The 25,596-nt window shown below is 58.3% G+C and carries 24 protein-coding genes and 2 pseudogenes; 11 read left to right on the top strand and 15 right to left on the bottom strand.

Annotated elements, in window-relative coordinates; translation table 11 throughout:
• Nucleotides 1–83: 83 nt before the first annotated feature.
• The 4 genes and pseudogenes from AC5P57_RS12390 to AC5P57_RS12375 all read right to left on the bottom strand — a co-directional run.
• Nucleotides 84–221 (bottom strand): annotated as a pseudogene (locus tag AC5P57_RS12390) (DNA-binding response regulator); the annotation flags it as partial.
• Nucleotides 222–345: 124 nt separating this feature from the next.
• Entirely contained in the window at nt 346–996 is a 651-nt protein-coding gene (locus AC5P57_RS12385; protein ID WP_262091093.1) for a DUF4145 domain-containing protein, read from the bottom strand.
• 93 nt (nt 997–1,089) lie between these two features.
• On the bottom strand, nt 1,090–1,980 hold the full coding sequence (locus AC5P57_RS12380; RefSeq protein ID WP_495219593.1) for a hypothetical protein: 891 nt from the start codon (nt 1,978–1,980) through the stop codon (nt 1,090–1,092).
• A gap of 616 nt (nt 1,981–2,596) precedes the next feature.
• Nucleotides 2,597–3,343, bottom strand: a complete 747-nt coding sequence (locus AC5P57_RS12375; protein ID WP_262091137.1) for a GntR family transcriptional regulator — start codon at nt 3,341–3,343, stop codon at nt 2,597–2,599.
• A gap of 374 nt (nt 3,344–3,717) precedes the next feature.
• On the opposite strand from AC5P57_RS12375, the gene AC5P57_RS12370 reads away from it, so the two are divergent.
• Nucleotides 3,718–3,990, top strand: coding sequence for a hypothetical protein (locus AC5P57_RS12370; RefSeq protein ID WP_262091091.1), 273 nt, complete (start codon nt 3,718–3,720; stop codon nt 3,988–3,990).
• A gap of 109 nt (nt 3,991–4,099) precedes the next feature.
• Here the strand turns inward: AC5P57_RS12370 and AC5P57_RS12365 are convergent, their stop codons facing one another.
• Together AC5P57_RS12365 and AC5P57_RS12360 are read right to left on the bottom strand one after the other, a co-directional pair.
• On the bottom strand, nt 4,100–5,032 hold the full coding sequence (locus tag AC5P57_RS12365) for a hypothetical protein (RefSeq protein WP_235644718.1): 933 nt from the start codon (nt 5,030–5,032) through the stop codon (nt 4,100–4,102).
• 166 nt (nt 5,033–5,198) lie between these two features.
• Nucleotides 5,199–5,633, bottom strand: a complete 435-nt coding sequence (locus AC5P57_RS12360) for a RidA family protein (RefSeq protein ID WP_235644720.1) — start codon at nt 5,631–5,633, stop codon at nt 5,199–5,201.
• A 170-nt stretch (nt 5,634–5,803) separates the two neighbouring features.
• Between AC5P57_RS12360 and AC5P57_RS12355 the strand changes: the two genes are divergently transcribed.
• The 4 genes from AC5P57_RS12355 (at nt 5,804) to AC5P57_RS12340 (ending at nt 8,870) form a co-directional block, all read left to right on the top strand.
• Entirely contained in the window at nt 5,804–6,082 is a 279-nt protein-coding gene (locus AC5P57_RS12355; RefSeq protein ID WP_262091090.1) for a hypothetical protein, read from the top strand.
• A 179-nt stretch (nt 6,083–6,261) separates the two neighbouring features.
• Entirely contained in the window at nt 6,262–7,182 is a 921-nt protein-coding gene (locus AC5P57_RS12350; protein WP_262091089.1) for a hypothetical protein, read from the top strand.
• Nucleotides 7,183–7,312: 130 nt separating this feature from the next.
• A complete protein-coding gene (locus AC5P57_RS12345; RefSeq protein WP_262091088.1) occupies nt 7,313–8,425 on the top strand; it encodes a PIN domain-containing protein in 1,113 nt (370 codons plus the stop codon).
• Nucleotides 8,426–8,495: 70 nt separating this feature from the next.
• Nucleotides 8,496–8,870: an antitoxin Xre/MbcA/ParS toxin-binding domain-containing protein gene (locus AC5P57_RS12340; protein WP_262091087.1), complete on the top strand. Its 375-nt coding sequence runs from the start codon at nt 8,496–8,498 to the stop codon at nt 8,868–8,870.
• Between the two features lie 266 nt (nt 8,871–9,136).
• Here AC5P57_RS12340 and AC5P57_RS12335 read toward each other — a convergent pair whose 3' ends face one another.
• Both AC5P57_RS12335 and AC5P57_RS12330 read right to left on the bottom strand, forming a co-directional pair.
• Nucleotides 9,137–9,607, bottom strand: a complete 471-nt coding sequence (locus AC5P57_RS12335; protein WP_495219592.1) for an NIF family HAD-type phosphatase — start codon at nt 9,605–9,607, stop codon at nt 9,137–9,139.
• A gap of 207 nt (nt 9,608–9,814) precedes the next feature.
• Entirely contained in the window at nt 9,815–10,579 is a 765-nt protein-coding gene (locus AC5P57_RS12330; protein ID WP_235644744.1) for a hypothetical protein, read from the bottom strand.
• Between the two features lie 122 nt (nt 10,580–10,701).
• On the opposite strand from AC5P57_RS12330, the gene AC5P57_RS12325 reads away from it, so the two are divergent.
• The 5 genes from AC5P57_RS12325 to AC5P57_RS12305 all read left to right on the top strand — a co-directional run bounded on the left by AC5P57_RS12325 (nt 10,702) and on the right by AC5P57_RS12305 (nt 15,387).
• The gene (locus AC5P57_RS12325; protein WP_235644756.1) at nt 10,702–10,956 is read left to right on the top strand and encodes a helix-turn-helix domain-containing protein; all 255 of its coding nucleotides are present in this window, start codon (nt 10,702–10,704) and stop codon (nt 10,954–10,956) included.
• Between the two features lie 364 nt (nt 10,957–11,320).
• On the top strand, nt 11,321–13,288 hold the full coding sequence (locus AC5P57_RS12320; RefSeq protein WP_235644759.1) for a hypothetical protein: 1,968 nt from the start codon (nt 11,321–11,323) through the stop codon (nt 13,286–13,288).
• A gap of 73 nt (nt 13,289–13,361) precedes the next feature.
• Nucleotides 13,362–13,709, top strand: a complete 348-nt coding sequence (locus AC5P57_RS12315) for a hypothetical protein (protein ID WP_235644771.1) — start codon at nt 13,362–13,364, stop codon at nt 13,707–13,709.
• 361 nt (nt 13,710–14,070) lie between these two features.
• Nucleotides 14,071–14,511: a hypothetical protein gene (locus AC5P57_RS12310; RefSeq protein WP_235644773.1), complete on the top strand. Its 441-nt coding sequence runs from the start codon at nt 14,071–14,073 to the stop codon at nt 14,509–14,511.
• Between the two features lie 342 nt (nt 14,512–14,853).
• Entirely contained in the window at nt 14,854–15,387 is a 534-nt protein-coding gene (locus AC5P57_RS12305; protein WP_235644775.1) for a hypothetical protein, read from the top strand.
• Nucleotides 15,388–15,695: 308 nt separating this feature from the next.
• Here the strand turns inward: AC5P57_RS12305 and AC5P57_RS12300 are convergent, their stop codons facing one another.
• The 5 genes from AC5P57_RS12300 to AC5P57_RS12280 form a co-directional block, all read right to left on the bottom strand.
• Nucleotides 15,696–16,742, bottom strand: a complete 1,047-nt coding sequence (locus AC5P57_RS12300) for a hypothetical protein (RefSeq protein ID WP_495219591.1) — start codon at nt 16,740–16,742, stop codon at nt 15,696–15,698.
• Between the two features lie 421 nt (nt 16,743–17,163).
• Nucleotides 17,164–18,201 (bottom strand): TniQ family protein, encoded by a 1,038-nt coding sequence (locus AC5P57_RS12295; RefSeq protein ID WP_495219590.1) that lies wholly within the window; start codon nt 18,199–18,201, stop codon nt 17,164–17,166.
• A gap of 2 nt (nt 18,202–18,203) precedes the next feature.
• Nucleotides 18,204–19,085, bottom strand: a complete 882-nt coding sequence (locus AC5P57_RS12290) for a TniB family NTP-binding protein (RefSeq protein WP_235644780.1) — start codon at nt 19,083–19,085, stop codon at nt 18,204–18,206.
• On the bottom strand, nt 19,085–20,983 hold the full coding sequence (locus AC5P57_RS12285) for a TnsB C-terminal domain-containing protein (RefSeq protein ID WP_235644792.1): 1,899 nt from the start codon (nt 20,981–20,983) through the stop codon (nt 19,085–19,087). The genes AC5P57_RS12290 and AC5P57_RS12285 overlap by 1 nt, the downstream gene beginning before the upstream one ends.
• A gap of 3 nt (nt 20,984–20,986) precedes the next feature.
• Nucleotides 20,987–21,556, bottom strand: a complete 570-nt coding sequence (locus tag AC5P57_RS12280) for a TnsA endonuclease N-terminal domain-containing protein (protein WP_315973967.1) — start codon at nt 21,554–21,556, stop codon at nt 20,987–20,989.
• Between the two features lie 190 nt (nt 21,557–21,746).
• Between AC5P57_RS12280 and AC5P57_RS12275 the strand changes: the two are divergent.
• Nucleotides 21,747–22,442 (top strand): annotated as a pseudogene (locus AC5P57_RS12275) (ATP-binding protein); the annotation flags it as partial.
• 240 nt (nt 22,443–22,682) lie between these two features.
• Here AC5P57_RS12275 and AC5P57_RS12270 read toward each other — a convergent pair.
• Both AC5P57_RS12270 and AC5P57_RS12265 read right to left on the bottom strand, forming a co-directional pair.
• Complete coding sequence (locus AC5P57_RS12270) at nt 22,683–23,069, bottom strand: hypothetical protein (RefSeq protein ID WP_099554853.1); 387 nt, start codon at nt 23,067–23,069, stop codon at nt 22,683–22,685.
• Nucleotides 23,070–23,175: 106 nt separating this feature from the next.
• Nucleotides 23,176–25,494 (bottom strand): TonB-dependent receptor, encoded by a 2,319-nt coding sequence (locus AC5P57_RS12265; protein WP_262235461.1) that lies wholly within the window; start codon nt 25,492–25,494, stop codon nt 23,176–23,178.
• Between the last annotated feature and the right edge of the window lie 102 nt (nt 25,495–25,596).

Here is a 25,596-nt window from a genome sequence, read left to right as displayed (position 1 = left end):
TGCGGTGCATTCTCGCTAGTGCATTGCATCAATCAATGCACTTTCCGTCCTCACCCGGCTGAGATAGCGATAGGTGCTACGGAACGGAGCGAGTGCTCGCCATCAGCGGCGATAGCTACCAGAAAGCCATCGCGCCGCAGGTACGCGTCCATGACTTCAGCACTGTCACGATCGTCTTCGACCACCAGAATGCGTTTGGGTTGAGAGGAAGGACTGGTCATCGGCAGCTCTCGGGCCATTCAACACGATTGGCGGGTCTGGAAACTAGGTTGAGAGTCATGCGCTGAACCACTAGCCCTGCAAAGAACAGGGCTAGTGAGCTCGATCGGCCTCCAGCCGGCCAGCCTACTTCGCCTTGAATTTCCTTGTTGCATGAATAGGCAGAATGTAGACCCCAAGGAGGGTGTGGTTGACAACATCAAACGCCAGATTGAGTTCCGCCAAGGAGTGCGGGAGAACTTCATGCGCTGCGCTATTGCCCATGGTGCGAAGGTTGTGCAGGATCTTCGCGCCATCGGGAGTCATGACGTTCAGCGCAACCAGTCCATCAATCTTCTCGGCAAGATTTCTGCCAGGCGCACTCTGGTCCGCGCAGACCGTCTCAATGACAGCCCTGATGCCAATACCGCAAAGCACCTGGAGTCCGCCATTCAGGGCGGCCAACGTTTCGGCGTAGATCCGCTGAATCTTGGGCGGCAAAAGCTCATCGCCTTCCACTGCGGTGCGTCCAGCAAAAGGAGCTGGGAAGATGCTGACTTGCGGGACATAGTCCCATTCACCATCATCCTGACGCTGGACGTCGTCGTTGGTTCCCTTAGCCATGCGGAAGGAAACGTGCGAGCAGCCCCTGCATTGGATGATCTGGAACTCATGAGTCCAGCTCAGTGCGATGTCATCAGGAACATCCCCCTTTTCCACGTACTCCCGAACGATGTCGTGCTTGGTGTCGCGCTGGCAGGCGGCGCAAGGCGCGTCGACCTTCTCAGACCCGGTCATGTGTACTTTCCTTGATTGTGGAGTCGTACCTGGCTGGTACGGATGATAATTGTGGCGATGAGCCCCACTCACGATTGAGGGGGCAGGAGCAGGTCATGCCAGGGCTTCGGGATACATCTTGGGCCGGAGGCGCTTGCGCCAGAATTCGGAGTCGCCCAACAAGCAAGGACGTACAGAGGCGTACGCTGATTCCAGAGTCCGCCTGAACTCATTCTCCCAAACTTGGAGCTTTGGCTGCTCCTTATCGAGCGCGGTGATCAACTGATTCCAGTCCAGTCCAGCCGCGTCGGCGAACTCATCAAGACCGTCGATATAGGCCGGAGTCTTGCCCTCAGCAATCTGCATTGTCTCCAGATAGGGGGGGATGCGCGTTTGTCGATCGAACCGCGAGTCCAAGAGGCTGCGCAGGGCGACCAGCGTTGTACCGGCCCCCTGGCTCACGGTCCGCGCGATGTCGGCAGCCATCATGGCGCGATCTACCGTGACCACGCTCTGGCGACGGCCATTGACAGCCTTCAAAAGACCTCCGAGCCAAGGGAAGGCGCGGGTGAGCGATCCGCGAAGCCTCGCCGACGTACTAATGACGATCACCTGAGAGCTGGAGGTCAGCTTCTCCAATGCGGCAATCACCCTGACAGCAGCATCTTCGACTTGATTGCCAGCCAGCTCCGCTCTGGCAACGCTAGCAATGGCCGCATTACGCAACTTGTCCAGCTCGCTATCGAGGGCGGGGACGTCGGCTGTGCAAAGTCCGTAGCGCAGCATGCCCGCCAGGTCGAGCATGCGTTTGGTTTCGGCTCTGTCGGTAGCTGCGAGCTCCGAATGCAGCTCGGCCTCAACATCTGCGACTATGCCCAACATCGCCGCAATTGTTCCACCTTCTATCAAGTACTCTCGAAGAAGGATGTAGTCGTCATGCGGGCCATAGCTGCCCAGTGGATTGGTATCGATCATTGGTTGCGTCAACAGGTTGTGGTGCTGCATCGCATTGGCTCAAACGCTCAGCACCGGGTGCGATACGGACCCCGGCGTGAGGGGCCGCAGGTCGCCACTGAAGCGACGTGCATGGCCTCCGTTCCATCTACTCCAGAGCAAACCCCACAGCACTACCGGAAGGCGCGCCCGCTCTCCAGAGGCGAACCTGGCGCCTGACCAGGCCACACACCGCCCCAGATCGAACCAAGCCTGAAAGGTCACTTAGGCAGATCGCGTCCTATCCATCCTTGGACCTGACGTTCCCTTGGGTCTTGGCCCACCCCAGATTGGATGTTACACATCCACCAAGCCCCCCTAAGATCTCTCACATACCTAGGTCGATGCCCTCTGCGACTCGACGGACCAACGAGTAGACCCGCATAGATCGCATTGAGCAAGAACTCAGCCCCGCCTTCCGGTCCCACTTCTCCCGCAAGGCACCTGTGTCATACGCGGGAATGCATGGTTGCGAGGTGTTGCCCCTTCTAGATGGAGCTCCCCCGCCTTGAGGGCAAGCGCATTCGACCGTCACGCCTCACAAGTCCAAGACATGTCCGCAATCTGTGCCCTATCCCCGCACCCAGTAACGGTATGCAAATTATGTGCCACCTAGACCAAAATCAGCCTAGTCTTGCCCCTCGCCACGACCGGGACACGCGTCGCCGCGGTCCGTGGAATCCAGCGTGAAGTTGATGCTCTGGCGGAACCGGCTACTCGGGTAGATGCTGACCGCGATCTGGATGGGGCGCTCATTGGCGAAGTAAAAGCGAACAACCCGTAGGGCTGCGTCCCCGGGCGCTGCCTGAAGCAACTCAGCACTGCTTCGATCCAGAGTGGCAGCGGTCACGTCCTGCCTCACCTCAGTGATCTGCTCCCCGAACATCCTCTCTATGTTTCGGAACAGCGGCCCAGATGCGACAGGCGGAGTCAGCTGCGCGGCGGCAAACTTGACGGGAACATAGGCTCGCAGGACGCAAATTGCCAGTGCTTTCGATGGGCGCTTCCTTAGGAAACAGGCCTCAGAAAGCTGAGTGCCGCGCCGGCATTCCAGCAGCCTAGAGAGCTCCTCGTTCGATTGAACCCTCTCGTGGGAAACCCGATGTAGCTCTGTTGCCGCCAAACATTCCATCAGATCCGCTCCGCGAGTGATTGGACGGAAGAGCTCTGGGCCTTGAGGTGACGGGAGGACGATCGAGCCAATCCCCGGCCGGGAAGATACCAAGCCTTGCCGCTTCAGCACTGCGATGGCTTGCCTTACCGTTTGCCTGCTCACACCGTGAATGACAGTCAGTTCCTTCTCTGACGGCAACGTCCTCCCCACAGGGTAGTAGCCGCTCGCGATAGATTGCGAGAAAACTCCAGCAAGGATCATATAGAGCGGCTTGCCGCCTGCCCGCCTAACCAGGCGGTCTGTTTTGATCGATTCCGGCATACATCTTCCAATGATCTAACTCAACTTTTGTCGAACGGCAACCTAGCCCAAGTCCATTTCCGTGAAGCAGAGGCAGGACGGCTCGTGCCGCTTCTCTTCCAACCCCAAGTGCTGGTCCGCACTGCAAGGGCGACCCAGCAGCCAACCTTGACCGATCGCTGTTGGAACCAGGCATCGAACAAACTTGGCTTGCTCCTCCGACTCCACACCTTCTGCTGTGAGTGTCATCCCCAAAGGTAGACAACTACCTGCGCGTAGTCGACCACCCAACCGTGTTCGCTGTGGGCGACGTAGCAAATACGCCTGAGAACCGATTGGCCATCATCGCCGGACTGCATGTGAAGTCTGTCGTTGCCAACCTGAAGAAGTTGGTGGCCACCGACAGCCAATCCAAAGTGACCTTGAAGCCCTACAAGCCGGCGATGCCCGGCCAAGGAGCGGGCAAGCTCATGATCGTCTCACTCGGTCGAAAGGACGGGCTGACTTCTCTGCCATTCGGCCAGTTCCGTGCCCCCTTCATGGCACGGAAGATCAAATCGCACGATATGTTGGTCGGCATGTCAAAGAAAGCTCTGAAGCTGAGTTAGCACGTTCAGCGATCCCCAAGAGAACAGGCTCTCTTGGGGATCCAAGGGAATGTTTACACTGAAGCGGTTGTGCTCAGATTCAAGATCGGGAACTCCGGTTCAGCAAACACTACCGATAGGGCTTGGTACTTGAGAACGCCTTAAGCCGAAGATTGTGATTGTGGGCCAAGCCAAGAGCTTCAATAGCGCAGTGCGGGCTAGCCTTGGGCCCGTAGAACAGGATTGCGTCATCACTAATCAGGCCCTCGGGGCTTTCGACGTAAGCTCTTGCGGGCTCCCTGGTGTCAAAGAAGACGTGGTCCGCAGTCCCGTAGCCATCCGTATGGACGATCGTTCGAATCTCCTTCTCGGCTGCGTAATGAGAGGACTTGAAGAGGAACAGCAAGGGATGGGTCGCCTTGATCACATCTTCGAGCTGCTCCATCGCACGTGCCTTGGTCTTAGGCAAATTCTTAATAAGATCCGCCAGCGCCTTCCTAAACTGACTGACAGGCCGGTCAGCCGCAGCTTTACCTCCACCACGCGGATCGGACCCATACGTCACGTCATACAGTTGATTAGGGAAGATCGTCCGCAAGTGTTCCATGGGCACCATGATGCACGAACCCCTGCCATCATCGCCGTAGAACCTCCAGTGATCCAGAGAGTCCTTCTCGCTCTCCGTACCTGCCTTGATCTCGACACGCGTCCAGCATGACAAGAAAGTGGCGCGTCCGTAAGCTGAGTAGAGCAAAGGTGCATCCCGAAGAGCGGCAAGCCTACTCACGAACTCGGACTTGAGATCGTGGGGACACGACTCAGCGACGTCGATCATTACGTCTACAAGATAGCGACCTTCCTCCGGATCGTTCATGTAATCGCCATCGAACTGTCTCATCTTGTTCGTGCCGGACTTCTCCAGCATGAACTTCGGTGTAAGTAACCTCGTATAGTGCGCAGCGTACAGCGAGGCACCAGAGGACCTGTCACTCCCCTCCGCCTCTTTGACGCGGAGCGATTCAAGAATCCTGGCGATTTCTTTCTTATAACCGGTTGCATTCATCAGTGTAAGTTCACCGCTAGTAAGTTAGGTGAGCCTTGCCCCGTCCTTAGGGAGAGCAGAGCGTTCCAGCTCGACAACGTCTATCGGCTAGTCGCTGCTGAACTTTATGGCAAGTGGATGAGCCCTCAGGCAACGTAGGCCGCTAGATCTTTGTACCGCCTATCTCCTAGGCGACATATGCCTCCGCCTCTATTTCAAAGAGCATGCCATCAAGGGCAAGGCGAGGAACAGGGATCAAGGTACACGCCGGCGCCGCTCGATCTGACCAATGCGCGAGCATCTGGTTGGCCACTACGCCCAACCGATTCTGGTCGTGATCCACTACAAGAACTCTAATCCGAGCCACGTCATTGAGGCTGGCATTGGCCGACTCAAGAGCGGTCCTGAGATTCGAAAGCGCCTGAATGACCTGATCCTCGAAGTTGCTCGAAAGAGCTCCAGAAGCATCCTCGCCGCCTTGTCCGGCTACATGGATCAGTCGCGCTGGCAAGGACACTTCTGCCACATGGGAGTAGCCGTTGGGGCGCGGGTCGTACAGACCCTCCGGATTGCTGAGGCGGACCATGCCATAGGAAGACGGTACTTGGTTGTTGCTGTTCATACTGAGAACCAGGTTGAGGGAATCGCCATTCTGCGACCTCAACCTCAGTGCAGGTCAAAGCCTCCTGATGGAATGGGTTAATCCATCTGCGGTATGGAATTTTTCTGATCTTGTAAATGAGGGACGAGCGGGAAAGACCGCTCTTCCTCAGTCAAGAGAGATCAGATTGAATGTACAAGATCAAAGCCACCCTCCGCAAAGAACTCAGCACCAAGGAGGCATCGGACGCGTACAGCATGCTGCGCGGGCTCGCAGCAAACATCGACGGCTACCAGACCATTGCCGGCAGGACCAATGCAAGGCTCCTCGCTGAAGGCTACGTCATCTTTGACTTTCGAGATCAGGAGCGAGCTGATCGCTTCCGTAAAAGGGGGCAGACCTACTTTTCCTCGAGCTTCAGGTTCACGCGATTGGTGAGCCGTCGTTCCAAGCGTCCAACTCGTCGATAGGGGCCGCCCCAGGGTGATAGCGCTGCGTCGCGATGACGAGTCGCTCGGAGGCGCAACCAAACGGACCGCGGGGCCGGGGCTAGCCAAAATTCAAGTCGGCCTTTGCCCCGCAACGCTCCCTTGACTCTGAGCCATTTGGGGCCAACTATCGGCCAACAATCAACCTACGCGGACTGGCTATGCAGAAGGATCTGAAGGAACGTCTTGGTGAGGCAATGTTCGAGGTTGAGCATGCCCTAGGACTGTACGCGAATGGCTATTGCACCCTGCCGGCGGAGACAATTTACGATCAGGAACTGCTTGCTCCAATGATGGAGCTTATTCAGGATTGCCACATCTACTTGATCGGTCTTGTACCCAAGATCTCCCTGGATGACGCAAAGCTCGAGGGAGGAAAGCTCACCTTCTACATGACTGTTTTGGGCAAGACCTATGAGGTTCCGCTCCACTGCCCTGACGACTGGACACTGGTTGAAGCAGAAGGCGAGTACATCGTGCTTTCCCCCTCGGGTGAGAGGTATCAGGTTGATCCAGAGTACCTCCAGTCCAGGCTTAGCGACATTAGCAAAGTGATCGACTTCGAGGTCAAGTACATCGGCCAGGCATATGGCACAGACGGCTCTCGCAATGCACTCGATCGACTACTGAAGCACGAAACGCTACAGAAGATCTCCCTTAAGGGGATACCAGCCACTCACAAGCTCACACTTCTGCTGCTGAAGACGTTCCCTAACGGCCAGCTCTTTACCGTCTTCAATCCGTTTGCAAAAAACAGAGATGATGATGGCGCGAGAATTAGGGCAGGCATCGCCAAGCTTCACGACACTAACGAGCAGGAGCGGATAACGCTATATGAAGCTTCGCTCATTCGCTACTTCATGCCCGAGTACAACAAGGAGTTCAAGAACAGCTTCCCATCGACGAACCTAAAGGTTCTTCAGGATTGCTACGAGAAGGACTTCAGCGCGATAGTAGCGGAGATATCTATCGATGACCTGCCGTTCCGCCTGTTCTCCAGCGCAGTTCCGCCGGCGAACTCCCACATCGCAAGGCACGCCCTCCACGATGAAGCGGACAGAAAGATATTCTTCAGCAGGTAGGAGGAAGTCCAGACTCGAGGATTAAGCACCGGCAGCCGCCTAGTGGGCGGGGAGTGTCGCCTTCGCGCGCGGTGCAAATCGCACTCGATTGGTGCTCTGTTTCAATAGGTTAACCTTCGACGTGGTGGGCTTGCACGACAGCCTGGACGTCAGCATCATTTCCGTCGAACCCCCTGGGCACTGCATGCCAAACTATCCGCATCGAGTGTTTGTTGACGCCAACATCTGGATCAGTTGGGGGCCCCGCTTTAAGCGAGCTGAGGCGTCGACATTGGAAGAGCTTGTAGAGCATGGGATCGTCAAAGTTGTCTCCACTGACTTGACAATAACCGAAGTAGCCAAGCGCTTCGGAAACTCTGATGTGGAAAGACTCGAGCCCCTGAGCAAGCCTGATCTGAGCCAAGCAGCCAAGCAGCTACTGGGCTTGGAGCTCCCTGTTATGGACAAGGACGAGATGCGTGCTTCGTTCTTTTCCAGACATCTGGCATCCGTGAATTTTCAGCTCACTCAACGCATGCGGGCCGAGATCCGAAGTATTGACAGCGTGAGGCCAAGCGACGTCCTGGCACACTACACACGCGGCACTGGATTGTTCAGCGCCCAGGTGAAGAAGGATCAGTTTCCCGACGCCTTCATCTTCGCCGCAATCACCGCAGATGTCAGTTCGGACAGACCGCTGATCATCTGGTCAAGTGATGGAGATTTCACTCAAGCTTGTGATCAGGGCGAGCACCTCACTCAAGTGAAGGCCATGCCTCAACTCTTCGACGCGCTGGGGATCGCACCGGAAGGTCCTGCGATGGTCGAACTGCTGGAGCGAGACACTGAGATTTTCGTTGTGCCGCTCGAGGATGCCTTGATCCATACGGATGTAGAGGCCGAAGACTCGGATGATGTGCTTTTGGAGATCCTGCGAGTCCTGCGAGTCAGCGAGTTGTCCGTTTCGTCCCTCTACCGAATCAGTGGGGAAGACAGCCAGTACATCGGCTTTGGCAGGTGCCAAGCCACTGTGAATGCTAGCTTCGTCGCTCCTGACTGGGACTCCGCGGTTTGGAACAGTGAGGATAAGAAGCCAATAGCGGTCGATTCGATTGAGGGACAAGCTGAGGTCGAACTGGATGAGTTTGGTTTCAGCTTCCTGGCAGAGATCAGGGACAGCGTGGTGATCAGCATCCACGGACTGGAGCGCAAAGGTCGTTGGGCGTTGACCGCACGTCTTTTTGATGGGGTCAGAGCCCGATAGTCTTTTCGGTCAGTGGTGATTGCTAGTCCGGCAGCGTACCCTTATGAAAGGTCAACTGAGGAGTTGAGCCGTGCCCGAGTCTGCGAGTGAACAGCCTAGCGATCTGAAGGGCGCCGCAGTTCGGACGTTCAGTCGAATCGCCGAGTCTTGGTCTCTGGGCGAGAGTGAGCAGCGCCAGATGCTGGCGCTGTCGCAGCTTCCACAGAGCTGGGACGACACGGAAAACTTGGTTGATGAACTTGTGCTTATGCGCATTGGCCATATCATCTCGATCTATCGTGCGCTCCACACTATCTTTCGTAGTCCCGAACAGGCTAATTCGTGGATCCACCGCGACAATGCGGCAGACGTCTTCTGCGGCGCGCCCGCGATCAAGCTGATGTGCAATGGGCACATTGAGGACCTTGAGGCCGTGCGCTGCTACCTGGAGGCTCAACTCCAATAGACTGATGAAGAAGTATTTCAGTCTGGTCTATCCGCACAAGCTGCTTCGACCCAAGATGCGTTGGACATTTCGTAACTGTCTGGAGATTTCTTCCTAGACGGCAGCCTTTTCGCCAGGGCATACACAGCCTTCTCGATGCCCGAGGACGCGATTGCACGAAGGCGCTCTACCAAGCTGCCTCTTCTTCCGACGGCCGTTCCGCCGATCGCCACAAGCTTGGTCGGCTCCGACAGACCAAGCCATCCGAGATCAGGGAAATGCCGTGGCTACAGCTCCGCAAGCTCATCAGGCGGCTGGGGTCCGATTGCCAACTCCTCTATGCGTTTCTCTAAGCGGCGGGAAGCAACATGAAGCCCGTCGTCATATGGCGGATACGGCGAACCAAACAGCGGAACTTCAACCCAAAGGCTCTCTTGCCCGGGGTGTACATAAGCGGCGTGGTCATCAAACAGAAGTGCGTCTCCCAGCTTGGGAGATACGAATGTCAGATCCTTCGTTGGACCGCTCCACTCCGTGCAAGCCAGCTCACTAAACCACGCTGGCGCCCGACCCTCCGACGCCAGCAACGCTGCAATTCGTCGAAATCTAGCTTCATCCACTGTCGTGAACATGACTAACCGATCGAACTGTGCCTGCGCCCACTCCAAGAAATCGTAGAGTCCAGGTCGAGGAATTTGGCTTACAGCGTTTGATATCAAGGTGCCCTCCAAATCGAGGGCAAGGATAGACGGACGCATGAATGAATCCTCCTCTGGGGCGTCTCCACCCTACATCTGGCCAGTCGCCTTGGCTGAGACTGATTGTCGGGGTCCTCGTTCCAGTTGGCTCTCTACGGACCGCGACCTGCCTTGACCGTGAGCCTGCTGGTACGCCTCTCCGTACGGTCTGATGCACTCAGTGAGTGCATCAGGTCCCAAAAAGACTTCATACGGTTCGCTGCCGGATCAGATGTCCGAATAGCTCTCTGCCTCTTGGAGGGCCTTCTCGTAGGCTGCGATCTGCTTGCCATAGTCGCTTGCGAGGTAGCGCTTGTCGCTGTAGTCCATGGCTGTGGCGGGAAGCGCCTCAAGTACGACTCGACGATCGGTCGAGTTGCGAACCTCTAGTGTGGTCCAACTCTCATCGCCTTTTACAAACCCAATCTGGAAGGTGGCATCAAGTTGCCGCTCTGCGGCAAGGCCCCCGATGGAGCGGAAATCACTGGCCAAGATTGATTCGGCGACGGGTGTATCTGAGCCGTTCAAATAGAGGCTTGCGCGCCAGCTGATTCGGCTCAATGGGAGCTTGGAAGCGTTGACCAGAGTGGCTTTGACGGTCGGTTTGATGCCGAAGAACCCGCTGCTTAGGTTAAGCGTCGCGTTCTTAGCGGAGACCTTGCCCAGCTCGTCCATCGTAGACTCCTCCGCGGCGGCCTTGGACTTCCACTCTTCAATTTTTGATGGATAGGCGTCCTTGACCTGCTTCACCTCGCCACGTATCACTTGGCGAACCGTCCCGTTCGGGTAGGCGCGGTGCAGCTTGGCCAAGTCCATGTCCGATACAGCCCAGTTGAAAGCGGCACGCTCGTGCTCGCTGAGGCCCTTGCTGATCTGATCAAGCCCCGTGCTGTAGTCCTGCTTGGACCCGCCCGTGGCCAGCGCCTTGTCTGCGGCCCCGCCACAGCCGGACAGCGCTAGAAGCAAGGCTGCTGACAGGCCGGTCACAGCCACGGCCCTCCATTTGGAACTTGCTCGGCTCATAACACCCCCTGTTGGAAAACCCAAAGATATCTGGTTTTTAGATATCTGAGAACTAGATATAGCTTCGGAGGCCGCTCAAGCAAGGCGCGCCCGTGGCCAAGTCAATCCATCGCAAGGAGTACACGGCTCTGATTGAGGCTGTGCGTGATGCCAGGATTGCGGCTGGGCTCACGCAAGCTCAGGTATCTGAACAACTGGGTAGAAGTCAGTCTTTCATCAGTGATGTCGAGCGCGGGAAGCGACGATTGGACGTCGTGGAGTTGCGCGACATTGCCCATCTCTCAGGCCAGACCCTGGCCGGCCTGATCGAGGACTTTGAACGCCGCCTCGAAGCAGCGGGCAATTGACCGTTTCGCCTGCCCCTGAAAGGGCCGGCCGCAAGCTCTACGCCTCATCCGCATCCGCATCCGCATCCGCATCCGCATCCGCCGGCAGGATGGTTCTAAGGATCGCTCCGAATGAAAGGGCTCTGCAGCAGCTGTGTCGGCTGCCCGGCCTGCGGACACCTAAACGATGAACTTGCAGAGGCCATCAAAGGCTATGAGCTGCAGACATGAGCACCGAGAAGGGGTTCGTCCTGGCTGTGAGAGAGATGGATCACAGCGACAGCTCGCCATCTACTGCGGTGCCAGGTTGAACACGCGGATGGTGCACTCAATTAACGAGACTGCGTGCCGCTAATGATACAGATGCACTCCAAGTACCAAAGGCATGACGGATCTGACCGACTTCCCCGACGACCCTCGCGTGTACTTCATCCGTTACATCGACGGCTACACGCAGCCCCACAAAGGCACGGAGTCCACGTCTGTTCGCTGCTACCTGGCACCTATACCTCTTGCATGGGGATCAGAGCCTTCCAAGCTCGACGATCGTCAGATAGCACGCCTCTTCTCCGACAAGAACAGTGAGTGCTTCATCAGTACGGTGTTCGCTGGATCGCTAGCCACGTACGTAGCAGGGCAGTGTTTCGTCCGCGGAGAGGATGGCAGAGGAATCTACGCAGGTATGTTGACTGCCAAGCAACGCAGGTTGGGGAAGGCCCTGGCCTATGGCGAGGAGTCCAGGTTCTTCAGGGAGCACGAAGAGGATTTCGAGGCTGAGCTGTTCCCTTGCACGAACCTCGGCAAAGGCCCTTCAGGCGAGCCAATCGTAGTACTTCCTGCCAGCCAGCTATACCTGCACGATGCCATGGCCTACAGCACCAAGATCCTGGTGGCTCGGGACACCAAGCACCCTGACGAACGGCATCAAGTCCAGTACATCATCCCCAGGACGGTTATCTTTCGTGCGTTCTACGCCTTCAGCTCGACCATAGCTGACATCTTCACCGCAGGCCCTTGGAACAGCGTCCGCTCCAAAGCGATCTCCGAGCAGGAGTTCGCTGGTCACCTCACAGGGATCGACGACAGGACTGGCAGCTGGAAGGTCGTCCTCGCATTGGGCATGACCTTGGACGACGGTCCGATGATGGCTCTATTCCGCTTCAATCACTACGCTGAGACCCGGGCCAAGCGCATCCACGAGCCGATTCTGAAGGCCCAGTTGGATGCCGCGACTTGGGGAGAAGAGGAGGCTATTTGGTACTCAAATGCCGAGATCCCCTTGGATCCCACATTAGGCCCTTACCGTGGCACAGTCTCTGGCTACTTCTTGAGGCGTCGGAGGGATGGCGGATTTGCCGGCAGAACTTTCTTGGTGACAGCAATCCATCAAATGTCTTTCTCAAAGCGGCTGCCGGCAATCGCTCCCATCCTGGTCAATGACGCGACTGAGGGTGAGAAGGTCATCCATACAGGCGGCCCCAGGCCGCATGACACTGGCAACAAAGGGCGTAAGCGGCGTCCAAATGGCAAGGCAACCGTCGATACGCACGAAGCGACCGAGAAAAGGCCCGGCTTCGACATGCCCTCAATCTCCTTTGCTTTCTATCCAAAGCCAAGAATCATTCGACTGAAGAAGGACCAGAGCTTCAAGTACAGCTCCAAGAGAAGGAAGGAAGAGCAAGAGCCCACAACTGAGATCTCCGGGGGCCGCAAAGCCGGCAGGCAGGAAGATCTCAGCCACGCTCACAGCGCCCAGGAGAAGCGCGAACCATCAGAGCTGCTAACTGGGCTGATGGCGATCCTGAAGACACTGATGCAAAAGGGAACCATTACAGAGTACCGAGTCGTCTCACCGATTGAATCAGAGCAACGAGTTCAGGTGGGAGCCTATCCCTGCTGGAACTTCCTTGGTTCGGATGAGCGCAAGGCAGTCCGCAGCGGCAAGGCTGATTGGGGCACACGATCGTGGGTGTACCTCCAGAAAGAGAGATCACATTACACCGCACTGGCTCGTACAGCGTTTGTGATTCGGGTGACCCTCCCAAATGGCCTTACTGGGCTGTGGATCGAGACTGAGCGAAGGAGCAAGAAGGACGGGACAAAGGAGCCCATCGCTTCGGCATTTGTCATCTCAAGCGACCTTGCCATCAGAGCGGAGACGGCGGCTTCACTGAGCATCATCCGCTCATGCCATGGCGTTTCGCTGAGCAAGGCGTTCGAAAGCAGGGGAAAGATCTGCTATCCACACCCGCACTACATGGAGAAGGCGGGCAGTGAGAAATGGAGTCTCGCTCCTTTGGAGGCATTCTTTAAATCCCTAGCTATTAGCCAGGCCAGCCTCCTCCGCGGCTAGATGAGCACAGCACTCGCGACATTGCACATTTCCCAGAAAGTGGACATATCGATAAGCTCGACAGGGGAAAAGCATGAAATTTTCCGACGTTAGGTTTGATGAGCTGAGCAGCGATCAGCTACAGAAGCTGCCAAAGGAATGGCTTGCTCACTACTTGGGCAGGCCCACCAGGGCCAGGATCATCAGTGCACGACGCTGGCTGTGGCTCCGATCTGTGCTGATCGCCGTTCTATGTATCTACACCTTTGTCATGCAGGGGACGCCTCTTCTGGCCACTCTGGAGTTGTGCCTTATCGGCTATGAAATCGCGTACTACACCTTGCGAAACGCCACTTTGGAGGCCGATTTTCTTAGTCACCTCAGCGCCTACACGGACGACACCAGGAGGCTCCCCGAGTGGTCAGCTACCGAGGACAAGTGAGCTAGCAAAGGGACATGCTCCAGCAACCCGCCCGGGTTTGGCTAGACTCAACTAATTAGCCTGGTCCAGTAGCCAGTTCAGTACCGGTCGCAGCTCAATTTGCTCAGCCTTGGGGGCTCGGGTAACCATTGTGTCGTAACCCGAGACGTTAGATTCCAGTCTCACGTGCCGTAGATCAGTAGCACTCCGACTGTCGATCACGCGATCCATTGAATCAGCCAGGCAGGCAACATCAGCGATGGAGATAGGCAAAACCAGTGCGGTCGCTGCGTACGCCTGGATTGCTATCTAAAGAAGCTTCATGGAACGCCGATATGGAGGCAATACGAGGTGAATCCCACCGCCAGCAAAGGACTGCAAGATGCCTATCGATGAGCTGCTCCGACTCAATAAGTTTGAACTCTTCCTGATTTTGCTGCGCGAGTGGGATGAGATGGAGCCGGTCCGGCGTAGGCTTTCAGATGTTCCTTCTTGGGATCAAGCGATATCTAACCCCCAGTCTTTGCTAGCAATGCAATGGTTGGACTTCAACGAGTTCCGACGTCAGGTGCTCCTTAGAGTGGGGCTCGCGCTTAGCAAGATGTACAAGACCGCCCTAGATCTCAAAACAATCATCTGCGATAAATTTGACTACTGCGCCAAGACAAGCCTTCCGGTAGGCATGCTGCTAGCCGGAATCGCCAAGGCGCTCTCCGACATGCTGCCTGAGAATGTAGCGAACGTCATCGCTGTGCTTCTCTTTAGCCATGACATATTGCAGAACCTGTGCCACTGCAATCTCTTGCCGTCACCAGGCCCATAGGCATGTAGACATGCTCAGCGCCATGTTCTCTGGCACGTCACCGGCGTCTTCATGGTGAACGAGCACCTCGTGAATGGTCGAACGCTGGCAATCACGGCACTGGTAGGCCACCCACCCCCATCACATGCAGAAGCCGGGCCGTGAGAACTCGAGCGCTGCGCCATTGGACGCCTTTTTCAGCTCGGCAGAGTAATGCCGTGGTGCCCACAGTCGCGGAACTCAGCGCGCAACATCTGAACATTCTGATCACACCGGTAAAATCGGTCCAACCGTCCAACAAGCCAAGATCGAGCTACCTGAGCGCATTGGACCCCACTCGGCCTGCTATTGCTGAATCCGCCAATGAACATGGTCCTTGCACTTGATTTTCTGAAGGCTAGCCTTGGCCCCGCAGTAGCCGCGCTCGGTGTAGCTGTGGCCGTTGCACAATGGCACACGAACACGGTGAAGCTCAGACTGGATACATATGACCGCAGACTCCGAGTGTACAAAGCCGTCGTCAGCATGCTGGACGCAGTACTGAACGAAATCGCCAAACGCCGCGGCCCCACGGCTCGGCGCAAAAATGGCGAGCAATCGAGACCGTACGGTGGACTACCTGACGAGCTGGTCGCGAACTTTGCGGACGCAGCCCTAGAGGCGCCGTTCCTGTTCGACAGAGATATCGCGGTTCTCATGCATCGAATCGATCATCAGCGATCGACCATTCGAATGTATGCCAACTACTGCGCCGAGATTGCGCCCGAAGCGCATGAGACTCACAGGGATAATTTTAGACGGCTGACTGATCTTGAACGAGACGTCGAGAAGACACGCGAGATGGTCCAGCATAGGTTTGAAGCATACTTGGCGCTGAACCCATCGAGACGTTCGTGACGAGACAGACACTATGACATGGGGAGATGCTATTTTCGTACGGGAAGGCTCCTGCCCTATTCCGCAATGAGGCGTCTCAATGTCGCCGGGCACCAATCCATTGGCACCGTTTGACGCGGAAGTGGTGACGTAGCGCATCTTGCCGCTCAAGGTCCGCATGATCTAGGGCTTCCGTACCGTCTCGATCCTTCTAAGCGTTGTGGAGCTGGCCAATTAGAAATCGGTCGGTCGTTGTTTGGGCGTGCGGTGTCAGTTGAAGGCGCAATCGATAGTCAATCGCCCAGTTGGCTCGCCGGCCTCCCGTCAATCTAGAACGTCCGCCTTGACCACTCGGTAACAATCTCCCTGAGCTCCCTCTTCACCTCCACGATGCCGTCTCCGGTAACCAGATCACCGGCCTTGGTCATCCCCGTGATCTGGCGGCGCAGCGTACTCAACTCGAAGCCGTAAGCAAGGGCAACCGTGGCAGCTAGGTCCTCATCCGATGCATCGCGTGGAACCTCAACCCGCTGCAGTAGCTCCATCAGTGCCTGCGCATCACGCCTAAGGTTTGTCCTCTTCGGGACCTTCGGTGGCATAGTCACTGCCCAGCCATACTGTGCTCGAACAAAGCTCACCCAAACACTTAAGTTTGCGCGGGAGCCGGGCGCTGACTCCAAGTACTTGACGAGATGCTCCTGACTAAAGGGGCCGCTCAGCTCGGTCGCCTCACAGAACGCTTGAGCTGTCCGAAGGTACAGTGCTTGGGTCCGGCTTGGCCTACCCTCCAGCCACGTCCTGTAGTCATTCAGATACTCAGCCCAAGGTTTGGACGCACTCTCCTGCAGTCCTCGCTCGATCAGCGCCTCATCTCGAGCTCTAGCCCGAGCGCTTTCGTCAATCTGGAACCCGTAGCGCTCACAGATAAATCGGGTCACGTTGAGATTGGCCCTGAGCTGCTTGGAATCGAAGATCCGCAGCAGATCGGCTGGCACAATCGGCTGATGGGTATCACCATCCAAGTCGATTGCACGGAAGAACGGCGTGGCACGCACAGCCGTCCTAGGTAGTGCCCCGGTGGCAGCGTTTCTGACGAGCAACCACTCACCGAAGGCGGTGTATAGAGAGGCGACCCATTCTCGCTCGATAGTTGCCGCGTTTAGGGCAACCTCTCGTCTAAGCCTTGCCGTGATCGAGCATGCATCACACCGCGCAGTTCCGGCCCCCTTAACCATGAACCCGCAGTCGGGACACCTGTGCTCTGCTGGCTGGTCGCCGCTACAGGCTAAGCACAATGGGCCGCCACCCTCGGTGAACGAGATCCTCTTCCTGTACTTTCGGCACCGCGTGCACGTGGCATGGGTTTGCTTATTCACACAAGAAGGGCATGCCTTTAGGTTATCCGGCAGATGTGCCGAACCGGCTAGGCGCTGACTCGGTCGCTTGCAGATTGGACAAGGGATCTCAGGCGTGGTGTACGGGAAGCATGACAAGCACACAATGTGCTCATGTGTGACGGGTGCCCCATCATCGGGACCTGGCGCAACATCCTGGATGATGCGGGCGTCAGGCGCAGGCCGTTGACACCTGACACAGCGTCGCTGGTCACGAAGGCATCCATCACAGGACGGAGGCTGCTCCTCTGAGGCGTGGTGGACCACCCTCCCCTCGCACGTTGGGCAGTTGGAACTCACAAACTGCCTGCTATAGCAGGTTGCGCAGTATTCATTGCCTTTGTACAGCTTGTGAGCGGTGACCATCGGGGCGTAACAGCCATCACAGGTACGCCGACCTTGCTTATCGGTACTCATTGCTTCTTCCAATCATCTTGAGCAAGACATCCGCTCTCATTTCACGCCATCCGTTGGTGCGCTTTCGCTGAGCCTCGCCGGCGGACCTCAGCTCGCTCCGATTGGAGACAGGTACAGGGCGGATGCGGCCCTCAGGGAGTTGTTCCACCAGCCGTTCTATCCAGGAGGGCATCTGTTGGCGGAAGCACCTCTGAGTGACACTCATCGACTTCGCCTTCGCTACCAAGGCAGCAGGCCCAAGGCTTAGCAGGTGGGCGAGCAAAGCCATGTCCGCGTGGCGCTCTGGTAGCCGCCGCATCTCGATCCGCGGCCCGCGCTCCGATCCCATACTCAGCGTCCTGCAAGCAGGCTTGAGTGCCGAGAGAAGCGCATCGCCCCCCCAGAGAACCTCGGCTCCCCGGCAGGCATGGCCACTGAACTCAAATTCCTTGGTGGGGTTCATCAGACATCTGAAAAGAAATGACTGCAGGAGTGAAACCTCCGTTGCTGCCGAGGCTGAAGCGGTCAAGGATCGATTGCAGTGCCAGCACATGCGTACGTCGAAGCCATGCCGGTGCGGCTGGACCACCGCCCCACAAACGGGGCATGCGTCCTGCAGAAGCTCTTGGTGCAACGGGCAAACCGTCCAGAAGGAGAGCCGCCACTGACGTAGATACGCACCATCCTGCGCCAAGCACTTGGGACAGAAAGCTAGACCGTGTCGGCGGCGAGTCCGGTGAAGCACACCTATGCTGTTGATCCAATGGTAGACCCCCTGTGGTGGATCGGCACTTCGCCTGGTCACCTCGTTCCATCCAGCAAGCGTGAGTCCATTGAGCATTTGCAGCGACTTTCCTGACGGATATTCGAGACATCTCAGCAGCGCCTCGGAAGCGCAGACATCAATGTCTCTGGTCCACACCTGAAAGCCTGGGGCATAGAGCGTCATGAGCTTATGGGGTGATGTGCCATATGCAATTGACACCCGGGTTAAGTAGCTGGAAAGCAGTTCGTCCGGTACTTGTGGCGGCCAGACGATGCGCACCGTCAGATCTCGCTGAGAGCGATCGTGTGAGAGGCGGTTTCCTGAACAGCCCTGATGATCTCGACTGTGATCCTCTCCTCGCCGGACCTGATCGCCAACGCGGCGGCATTGCGGAGAAGGGTAACGGTGCCGCCGATTGCTTCTCCACCCGCAGCGTGCAGGACGGGTGCGAGCGCTTCATCCGCCAGGCTCGAACGCTTGGCCAAGGGAAGCAGACGCTCATAAGTATTGAGGAAATTGAGGTAGGACAGGTCCATGGCCCACTTAGGCATCGAAAGGGCACTGAAACGCGAACGCATCTGCGCATCGAAGGCCAAGGCATGTACTGCAGCCTCTGTACCTGCAGCTACGATACTGAGATTCAGCTCGTTGCTGAGCTTGCGGATACCTGCCAGGACGTCAGATGTTCCCTTTCTGGCCAGAGCGACGTCATTGAACTCATCGATTGCAAGAACGCGAACCTTCAGTACGCGCAGCACAGAAACCACCATGGTGTACTTGGCACTGGCAGGATCCGCTCTCCGATGAGTAGTCGCACAGCGAGTGAGCACCTCGGACCAAAGCTGGGACAGATCGGGCTGAGCTGGCATGTTGATGCGAAGTACCGGAACGCTCATTCCTCCGTCGCCAAGCTGTACGGTGGGATGGCGCAGCTGGAACTGCCTGAGCAGCGCAGTCTTGCCATTGTCGCCACGAGCAACGATCAGCCTGCACGGTGGCCGCTGGGTGCACGGATACACGATGAGTTGATCGAGCTCATCCAGCACGGCCATTGCCTTTGGGTAGCCAATCCAGCGATCCTTTCGCGCCACCGCGATTCGCTCTTCGTTGGAGCCAGCCATGTAAGCAGCGACCTGATCATGCAGATGGGGATAGCTACTCATTAGTGAATCTCTCCAATTTCCAGCACTTCAAGCGGCTGGGAGAAGATGCTGCGATCTGGCACCCTGGGCACAGACTGTTGCTGGGGCGGCATAGTCGGCGAAGTATCAGCGGACTGAGGCACAGACGCTTTTGGCTTTCCCTTGGGGGTCTTCGCCGCCTGACGGCGAGCCGCCTTTGACTTGGCTTTGGACTCTTCGATCAGTTTCCGGTTGCTTTCAATGCTCTGGAAGATGCGCTCCTCATCTACAGCATCTTTCCCCTCGGCCTTGATTCGCTTTTTGGCCTCACGAAGCTCGCCAGCAGAAATGGCCGGATGCCCCACGTTTCGATACGGAATCGCGATGTACCTTTCCGTGTTCGGATCCAGGAAGTAGACCTCACTGATGTTCCGCGGATCTCTGGCAATGATGAACTTGCGTTTCAACTTCGGATTGTCGTCGTCGGTAGCCCCGATGTGGCGATCAAGAATGGGGTCGTAGTAGAAGACGTTTTCAATACGTACGCCGTAGCGCTGGACGGTTGCTTTGAAATAGGGGAGGAAGTCCATGCGAACTCTGTCGGGATCTGCCGGCAGCATGCGCCCGACTCCAGGCTTCTCACCACCAAGGATCGCGTCCTCCCATACCTTGATCGGGGCGGCATCGAGTTGGCTATGCCCCCGCTGGTGATAGTTGTTGACGATAAAGTTGACCAAGTAGTGCTCCACTTCCTTCAAGGTCAAGCTCGCCTCCTTCTCTGAGTCGTAGTTGCCCTTCTCATGGATGTTGGAGAATGTCGCCCCCGGCACCTTCTTCATTTCTGTGGCGACTACGCCCATGTACCGCTCAATGTGACCGCCATAGTTGGGCTTCTTAACCGGCCGCCACTGCATGATGATCTCATTGGCTTGGCAGCCGCGGTTCACCGCCTTGCACTTGAACTCCTTGGCATTGTCGGCATGGAGGGTGCCAATCTGCCCCCATACGGGCCAGTCTCCCTCCACACCCAGCATTCTCAGATAGTCGTTCTTCGTGTTCATCGCGTGCGATATGCACATTGCTACTGAGGTGGCAGAGGGAGCATCCAAGGTTAGATACAAGCCAACGACAGCGCGGCTGAACACATCAATAGCCAAGGTGAGGTACGGACGGCCGATCGGCTTGCGGTGTTCCTCGTCGACGATCATGACGTCTAAAGGCGTATGGTCGATCTGCACCACTGCCAGAGGAAAGTCTGCGCCCGGGAAGGCGCCGCGGATGGGCTCGTACTTGTCGCGCGCCTTGTCCTTCTGGCCACGGCGGCGCAGCACGGTGGCTGGACGGATGTCGGCAAGGCGATTACGGACTGTATTGGGATGCGGCGCGTCGATCTTGGCTACGCGGCAGCGTCGCATGACCTCATCCACCACGGACTTCGAACTCGGCTTCTGCTTCTGTAGGTAGAAGTCCTCAATCACCGAAGCGATCACCAACTCTTGATCTGCCTGTAAGAAGCGTGTGCCTCTGTTTCGGCCACGCTTGGTTGGGACCAGAGCCGCAACGTGCTGATGGTCGTGATAGAGCGCCAGCCACTTGTAGAGCGTGGAGGTGTTGACGCCGGCCGTCAGCGCCGCTGCGGACACTGAAGACCGGCTCCGGCGAGGGTTGTCCAGCAAGGGTTTGATTGCTTCAAAGCGCCGTTGCGCCACGGCCCATAGGTCGTCTGAGAAGTGGTGAACGGAGAAGTTGGGCGTCCCATCCCCTTCCTGAGCCTCCAGCACGCGGGACATGGTCTCGATTCGCAGCCTGGCGACCTTTTCGGTCTCAACGTCTTCGGCCAAGACACTGTTGATGTCGAGCGAACGGGTAATACGGTACCGGCGCTGGCCGACCATGACCTCGACGCCGGGTGAGATGTTGATGAAGTTTGAGGAGGCCATTTCTTACTCCACCAACTGGATCGGCATCCGCATGCTGAGCGGCTGCGTCAGATCGATATCGAATTCCCCCGCAGCGACCATTTGCCAAAGTGCAGGGATAGCTTGAGCTTGCTCTTCCTTCGGCCAGTAGGCAGCCGCCAGCAGTCCTTGGGGAGTCGTAGGTCCCAAAGCAGTGGCGGTGTACCTCAGTTGAGCCTGGCGGACCAGCAGCGGGGCCAGGTCCCGATAGCGCCGCAGGAACTTCACGTTGGCCAGATAGGGGGTGCGGATATGTCGCTCAGTGACGATCTTGAACTGCCATTCCCGAAAACGGCAGTGGGCGACAGCTGCCTTGAAGGCCGGCCGCAGAGACGCCCAGTCGGCCCGCAGCTTCTCGATGGGCTTGACCTCATAGACGACAGTAGACATGGCAGCTCGGTCGTACTCGGCCATGACGTCAGGCGTATAGCGACGCACGGAGGCGTCTTGGATGTGGGTAAGCGAGAACGGCTGCTCCTTGACGGACAGCACTGTCCGGTCGAAATCCAGAATCAGAAGCAGATCTCGTTCCAATGAGGATTCGAAGCCGGCCATACCACCAGCTTCCAAATTGACCTTCCCGGTAAGGGCACGGTGGCTATTTCTCAATTTCCGAGCCGGGGAATGTGTACGCAGTCTGCTCATTTGATGTGTCCTGCGATGCAGTCTCGTTATTGGCTGTATACAGTCGCCTTCTTCGTTGTTGAGCATAGACCAAGCCCCGCCGTCTTATGCGGTCTAACCGGCCTTGCCTGTCTATGGTTTAGCTGGAAGTGACAGGGGCAACCCGCCCTGCCCCGGTGAAATCTCGCTGGCCCACCATGGAGTCCTCTTCCTTGATGAGCTTCCAGAGTGGAACCGCAGCGCGCTGGAGACCCTGCGCGAGCCACTGGAGTCCGGCCACATCCGCATCGCCCGCGCGGCACGCAGCGTGCAGTACCCCGCGCGGTTCCAACTGGTGGCCGCGATGAATCCCTGCCCGTGCGGCTGGGCCGGTGACCGCAGCAACCGCTGCCTGTGCAGCGACGAACGTATCAACCGTTACCGTGCGCGGGTGTCCGGCCCACTGCTGGACCGTATCGACCTGCATATCGGCGTGACCCGGATGGACGCGGTGGAGCTGCGGGAGAGCACGCCGCTGGGTGAGCCCAGCGCATCGGTGCGTGAGCGGGTGGAAGCCGCGCATGGCCGGCAGCAGGCGCGTGGTGGGCTCAATGCGCATCTGTTGCCGGCGGCACTGCGTGCCTGCACGAAACTGAGCGAGGCCGATCAGGTTCTGTTGGAGCAGGCCATCGAGCGTCTGCAGCTTTCGGCACGGGCGATGCACCGGATTCTGCGCGTGGCGCGCACGATTGCGGATCTTGCGGGTTGCGAGGTGATCCAGACCGCGCATCTGGCTGAGGCGATCGGGTATCGGCAGTTGGATCGGGGAAATGCATGAGCCTGATTGCCGGGAGCCCTCATCCGCACGGGAGCAGCAACAATCAAAAAAATACCCCGGCCGCATGCCCAGAAGGACAGAGACGGTAGCGGGGTGTACCTGACCACGCTACCGCACGGGAGACAAGCATTGCGATCAGCCGCAGTGAATGCGGAAGGTGCATCTACCACGCACGGCCTTCTACCTACAGTTGGGTGCGAAGAGCGGTCGACCAACAGTCGTCCCCACCAAGGGCGTGCATCACGCTGCGGAATCCACCCGCCCCCGCTTCGCCAGCAACGCCACCCGACGGCTGACCAGCGCGTGCAGCTCCGCCAGCTCCGACGCCCGGTCAGCCGTCATGTTGTCGCCGAACAGCACCCGCGACAGTCCCGCCGCGTCGCTGTCGTTCGGGTGCTGCCAGCGGTCCCGGTACACCTTCTGGCACACCAGCCAGGCCAGACGCAGCCCCCCACCGGGCAACGGACGGACCACGCGCTCGTAGACGTGCCAGAACTGGTACTCGGCCTGCAGGTCGATCACAGGCGTCACGGAGGGCGCCTGCCTGAGCCGTCCCGGGCTCCGGATGTCAAACAACGGTGATCGCGGGTTGTACTGAGCCATGCCGACAGGATGACCCAGCAACATTGTGGGAACCTTGCGCCGCCGCCAGAAAATCCCTGTTGATTGCCCAAGGGGGGCCAGGTGGATTGGGGGGGGCCGCCAAGTGCATCCACGCATGGCGTGGATCTACCTAGAAGGCCATCGAGGTGCTGAACATCAGCTGCCGGGGCGCGCTGCGCTGCAGGGTCTGGTAATCGCCCGAGAACGACGAGCCGGCGATGGTGGCAGTGCCGATGTTGTGGCGGTTGAACAGGTTGCTCACGTCCAGCCGCAGCTCCAGGCCGGGCACGGCGCTATCCGCACCGAAGCGGTAGGCGGCATAGGTGTTGACCTGCCAGAAGGTCGGCACGCGGATGTCGTTCTCGTAGGTAAAGGGCTGGCGCAGGTAGGAGGTGCTGGTGGCACCAAAACGCCAGTCACCGAAATGCGCCGACAGGTCGCTGACCAGCGAGATCTGCGGGTAGCCCGGCTGGGCGTTGCCCTTGATCGGGTACACCGTGTCGCCCACCACGAAATCGCTGTCGTAGTACGAACGGGCCACGGCCACACCCTGGTAGAACTGCAGGTGGTCGGTGAGGTCCGCGGTGATGCCGAGGTCAGCGCCGATCACGTGCATCTTCGGCATCAGCCGCACCGTGTTGATCTGCGCGAACTGGGTGCCGATGGCGGCCGACAGCAGTCGGTTGCGGATGTCGTTGTAGAACACATCGCCGGTGATCGTCAGCCGGTCGAAGCGATGCGATGCGCCCACGGTGAGGTTCCAGTTCTTCTCCGGGCGCAGCGTGCCCGCCACGCGGTCGAACTCTTCCTGGTCGGTGATGGTCCACGCCGAGGCGGTGTAGCCGATGTTGCCGCGCTGGGCGACGCGATAGCCGTTCATGGTGTTGGCCAGGTCGATGAAGGCATCAGTGGATTCGGTCGGGCTCCAGAACAGCGAGACATGCGGCAGGAAGCTGCTCTTCGCGCGCAGCGTGCCGTTCACCGGTCGATCCTTGGCGTCACCGAGGCCGCCGCCGCTGGTGCGGAAGTCCACGGCCTTGAAGCCGACACCCAGCTTCAGTGTGTCGTTCAACACGATGTCGTCCTGCAGGTAGAACTGGCGCGAGCGGGTCACCCAGCTCGATGCGTTGTCGGTCTTGAACGCTGGACCGTACACGTCGAACGGGCCGGTGGCCTTCAATGGCGGGCCTTCGCCCAGCAGCGGCTGCTGGTACCACTCGGTCTTGGCCGCGGCCTTGCTCTTCTCCTGCCAGAAACCGGCAGTGAAGGTGTGCGCGCCGGTCTCGAACTGCAGGTTGAGCATGCCCCCCAGGCGGTTGAGGCGCGGCGTCTGCACCTGTTCGGAGAACGGTGCGCCGTTGGGTGACGGCACGGTGGGGTCGGTCAGCGTGGCCTGCGTGTGGCTGTTGGCGTTGTACAGCTGCACGTTGCCGTTCAGTGCCGGGGTGATCTGGAAACGATGGTTGATCGAGGACACGCGGTCGCGGGTGGTCTGGCCGGTGTCGTACGGAATCAGTTCGGAAAGCTCGCCACAGGTATAGGCACCGCAGGATTTGTCCGCGTTCTCCGGCGAGGCCACGTACCAGGCCCAGGCGTAGTCCGGATAGAAGATGTCGGCCTTCCAGCCCAGCTTGCGGATCATGTCGAAGGAGATGTTGTTGTAGCCCCACACCTTGGCCTTGCTGTCGGACAGGAACACGGTGAAGTCACCCCAGGCGACGTCCTGCTGCAGCTTCAGGTCGCCGCGCAGGAAGTTCTGCGTGCCCTCGCCCTGGTACTTGTCGGCCGACACACGCTGCAGGTCGACCAGCACCTTCGGGCCATGCTCGCCCAGCTGGCCGCTCTGCCCGGATACGGTGGTGACCAACGTGTTGTTGCTGCCCACGCCCTGCTTCACGCGCAGACTGGGCGTGTCCTGCAGCTCGCGCAGGCGGTATTCCAGGCTGCCGCCGTTGACGCTGCTGGAGAACACGCTGACCGGTGCGCCACCCGGGCTGACCGTGATCGCGCCGATGCCATCGGGCACGCCCACGTTCACCACGCTGGTGCCGGTAAGCGAGAGGAAGCCGTTGTCGTTCAGCGGCACGCCTTCGAAGGTGATGCCCATTTCATTCATGCGGAAGCCGCGCACGAACAGGCTGGTGGCCGAGATGTCCAGGCCCAGCCCGTCGGTGGCGGTGTAGCTGGCGCCGGGTACCTGCTTGAGCATGGCCAGGCCGTTGTTGCCGGTGACCATCGCGTCGAGGTCTTCGGCCTTGATGATGTAGCGGTTCGGGCCAACCACCTGGGTCGGTGCAACGGCGGCGCCGCGCGGCGTTGCGATGACCTGCAGGGCGTTGAGCGTGGTGGGCGAGTCGTGCGCGGCATCGTGCGTTTCTGCGGCGTACGCAGGTGCGGTGATGGCCGCGATGATGGCCAGGGCGAGGCACGTCGTGGGTGGGGTGTTCATGGGCAGATCCAGGGTGCAGGGGGAGAGCGGCGCAGGCGCACGCCCAGCGCGATGCAGCGCCGGTGTCGGCGCCCTGGCTGGCGATGCGATTGCGTTGAAGGG

This window comes from Stenotrophomonas sp. YJH_SMC_79, from assembly GCF_059367995.1.
This window is presented reverse-complemented; position numbering and strand designations above follow the sequence as displayed.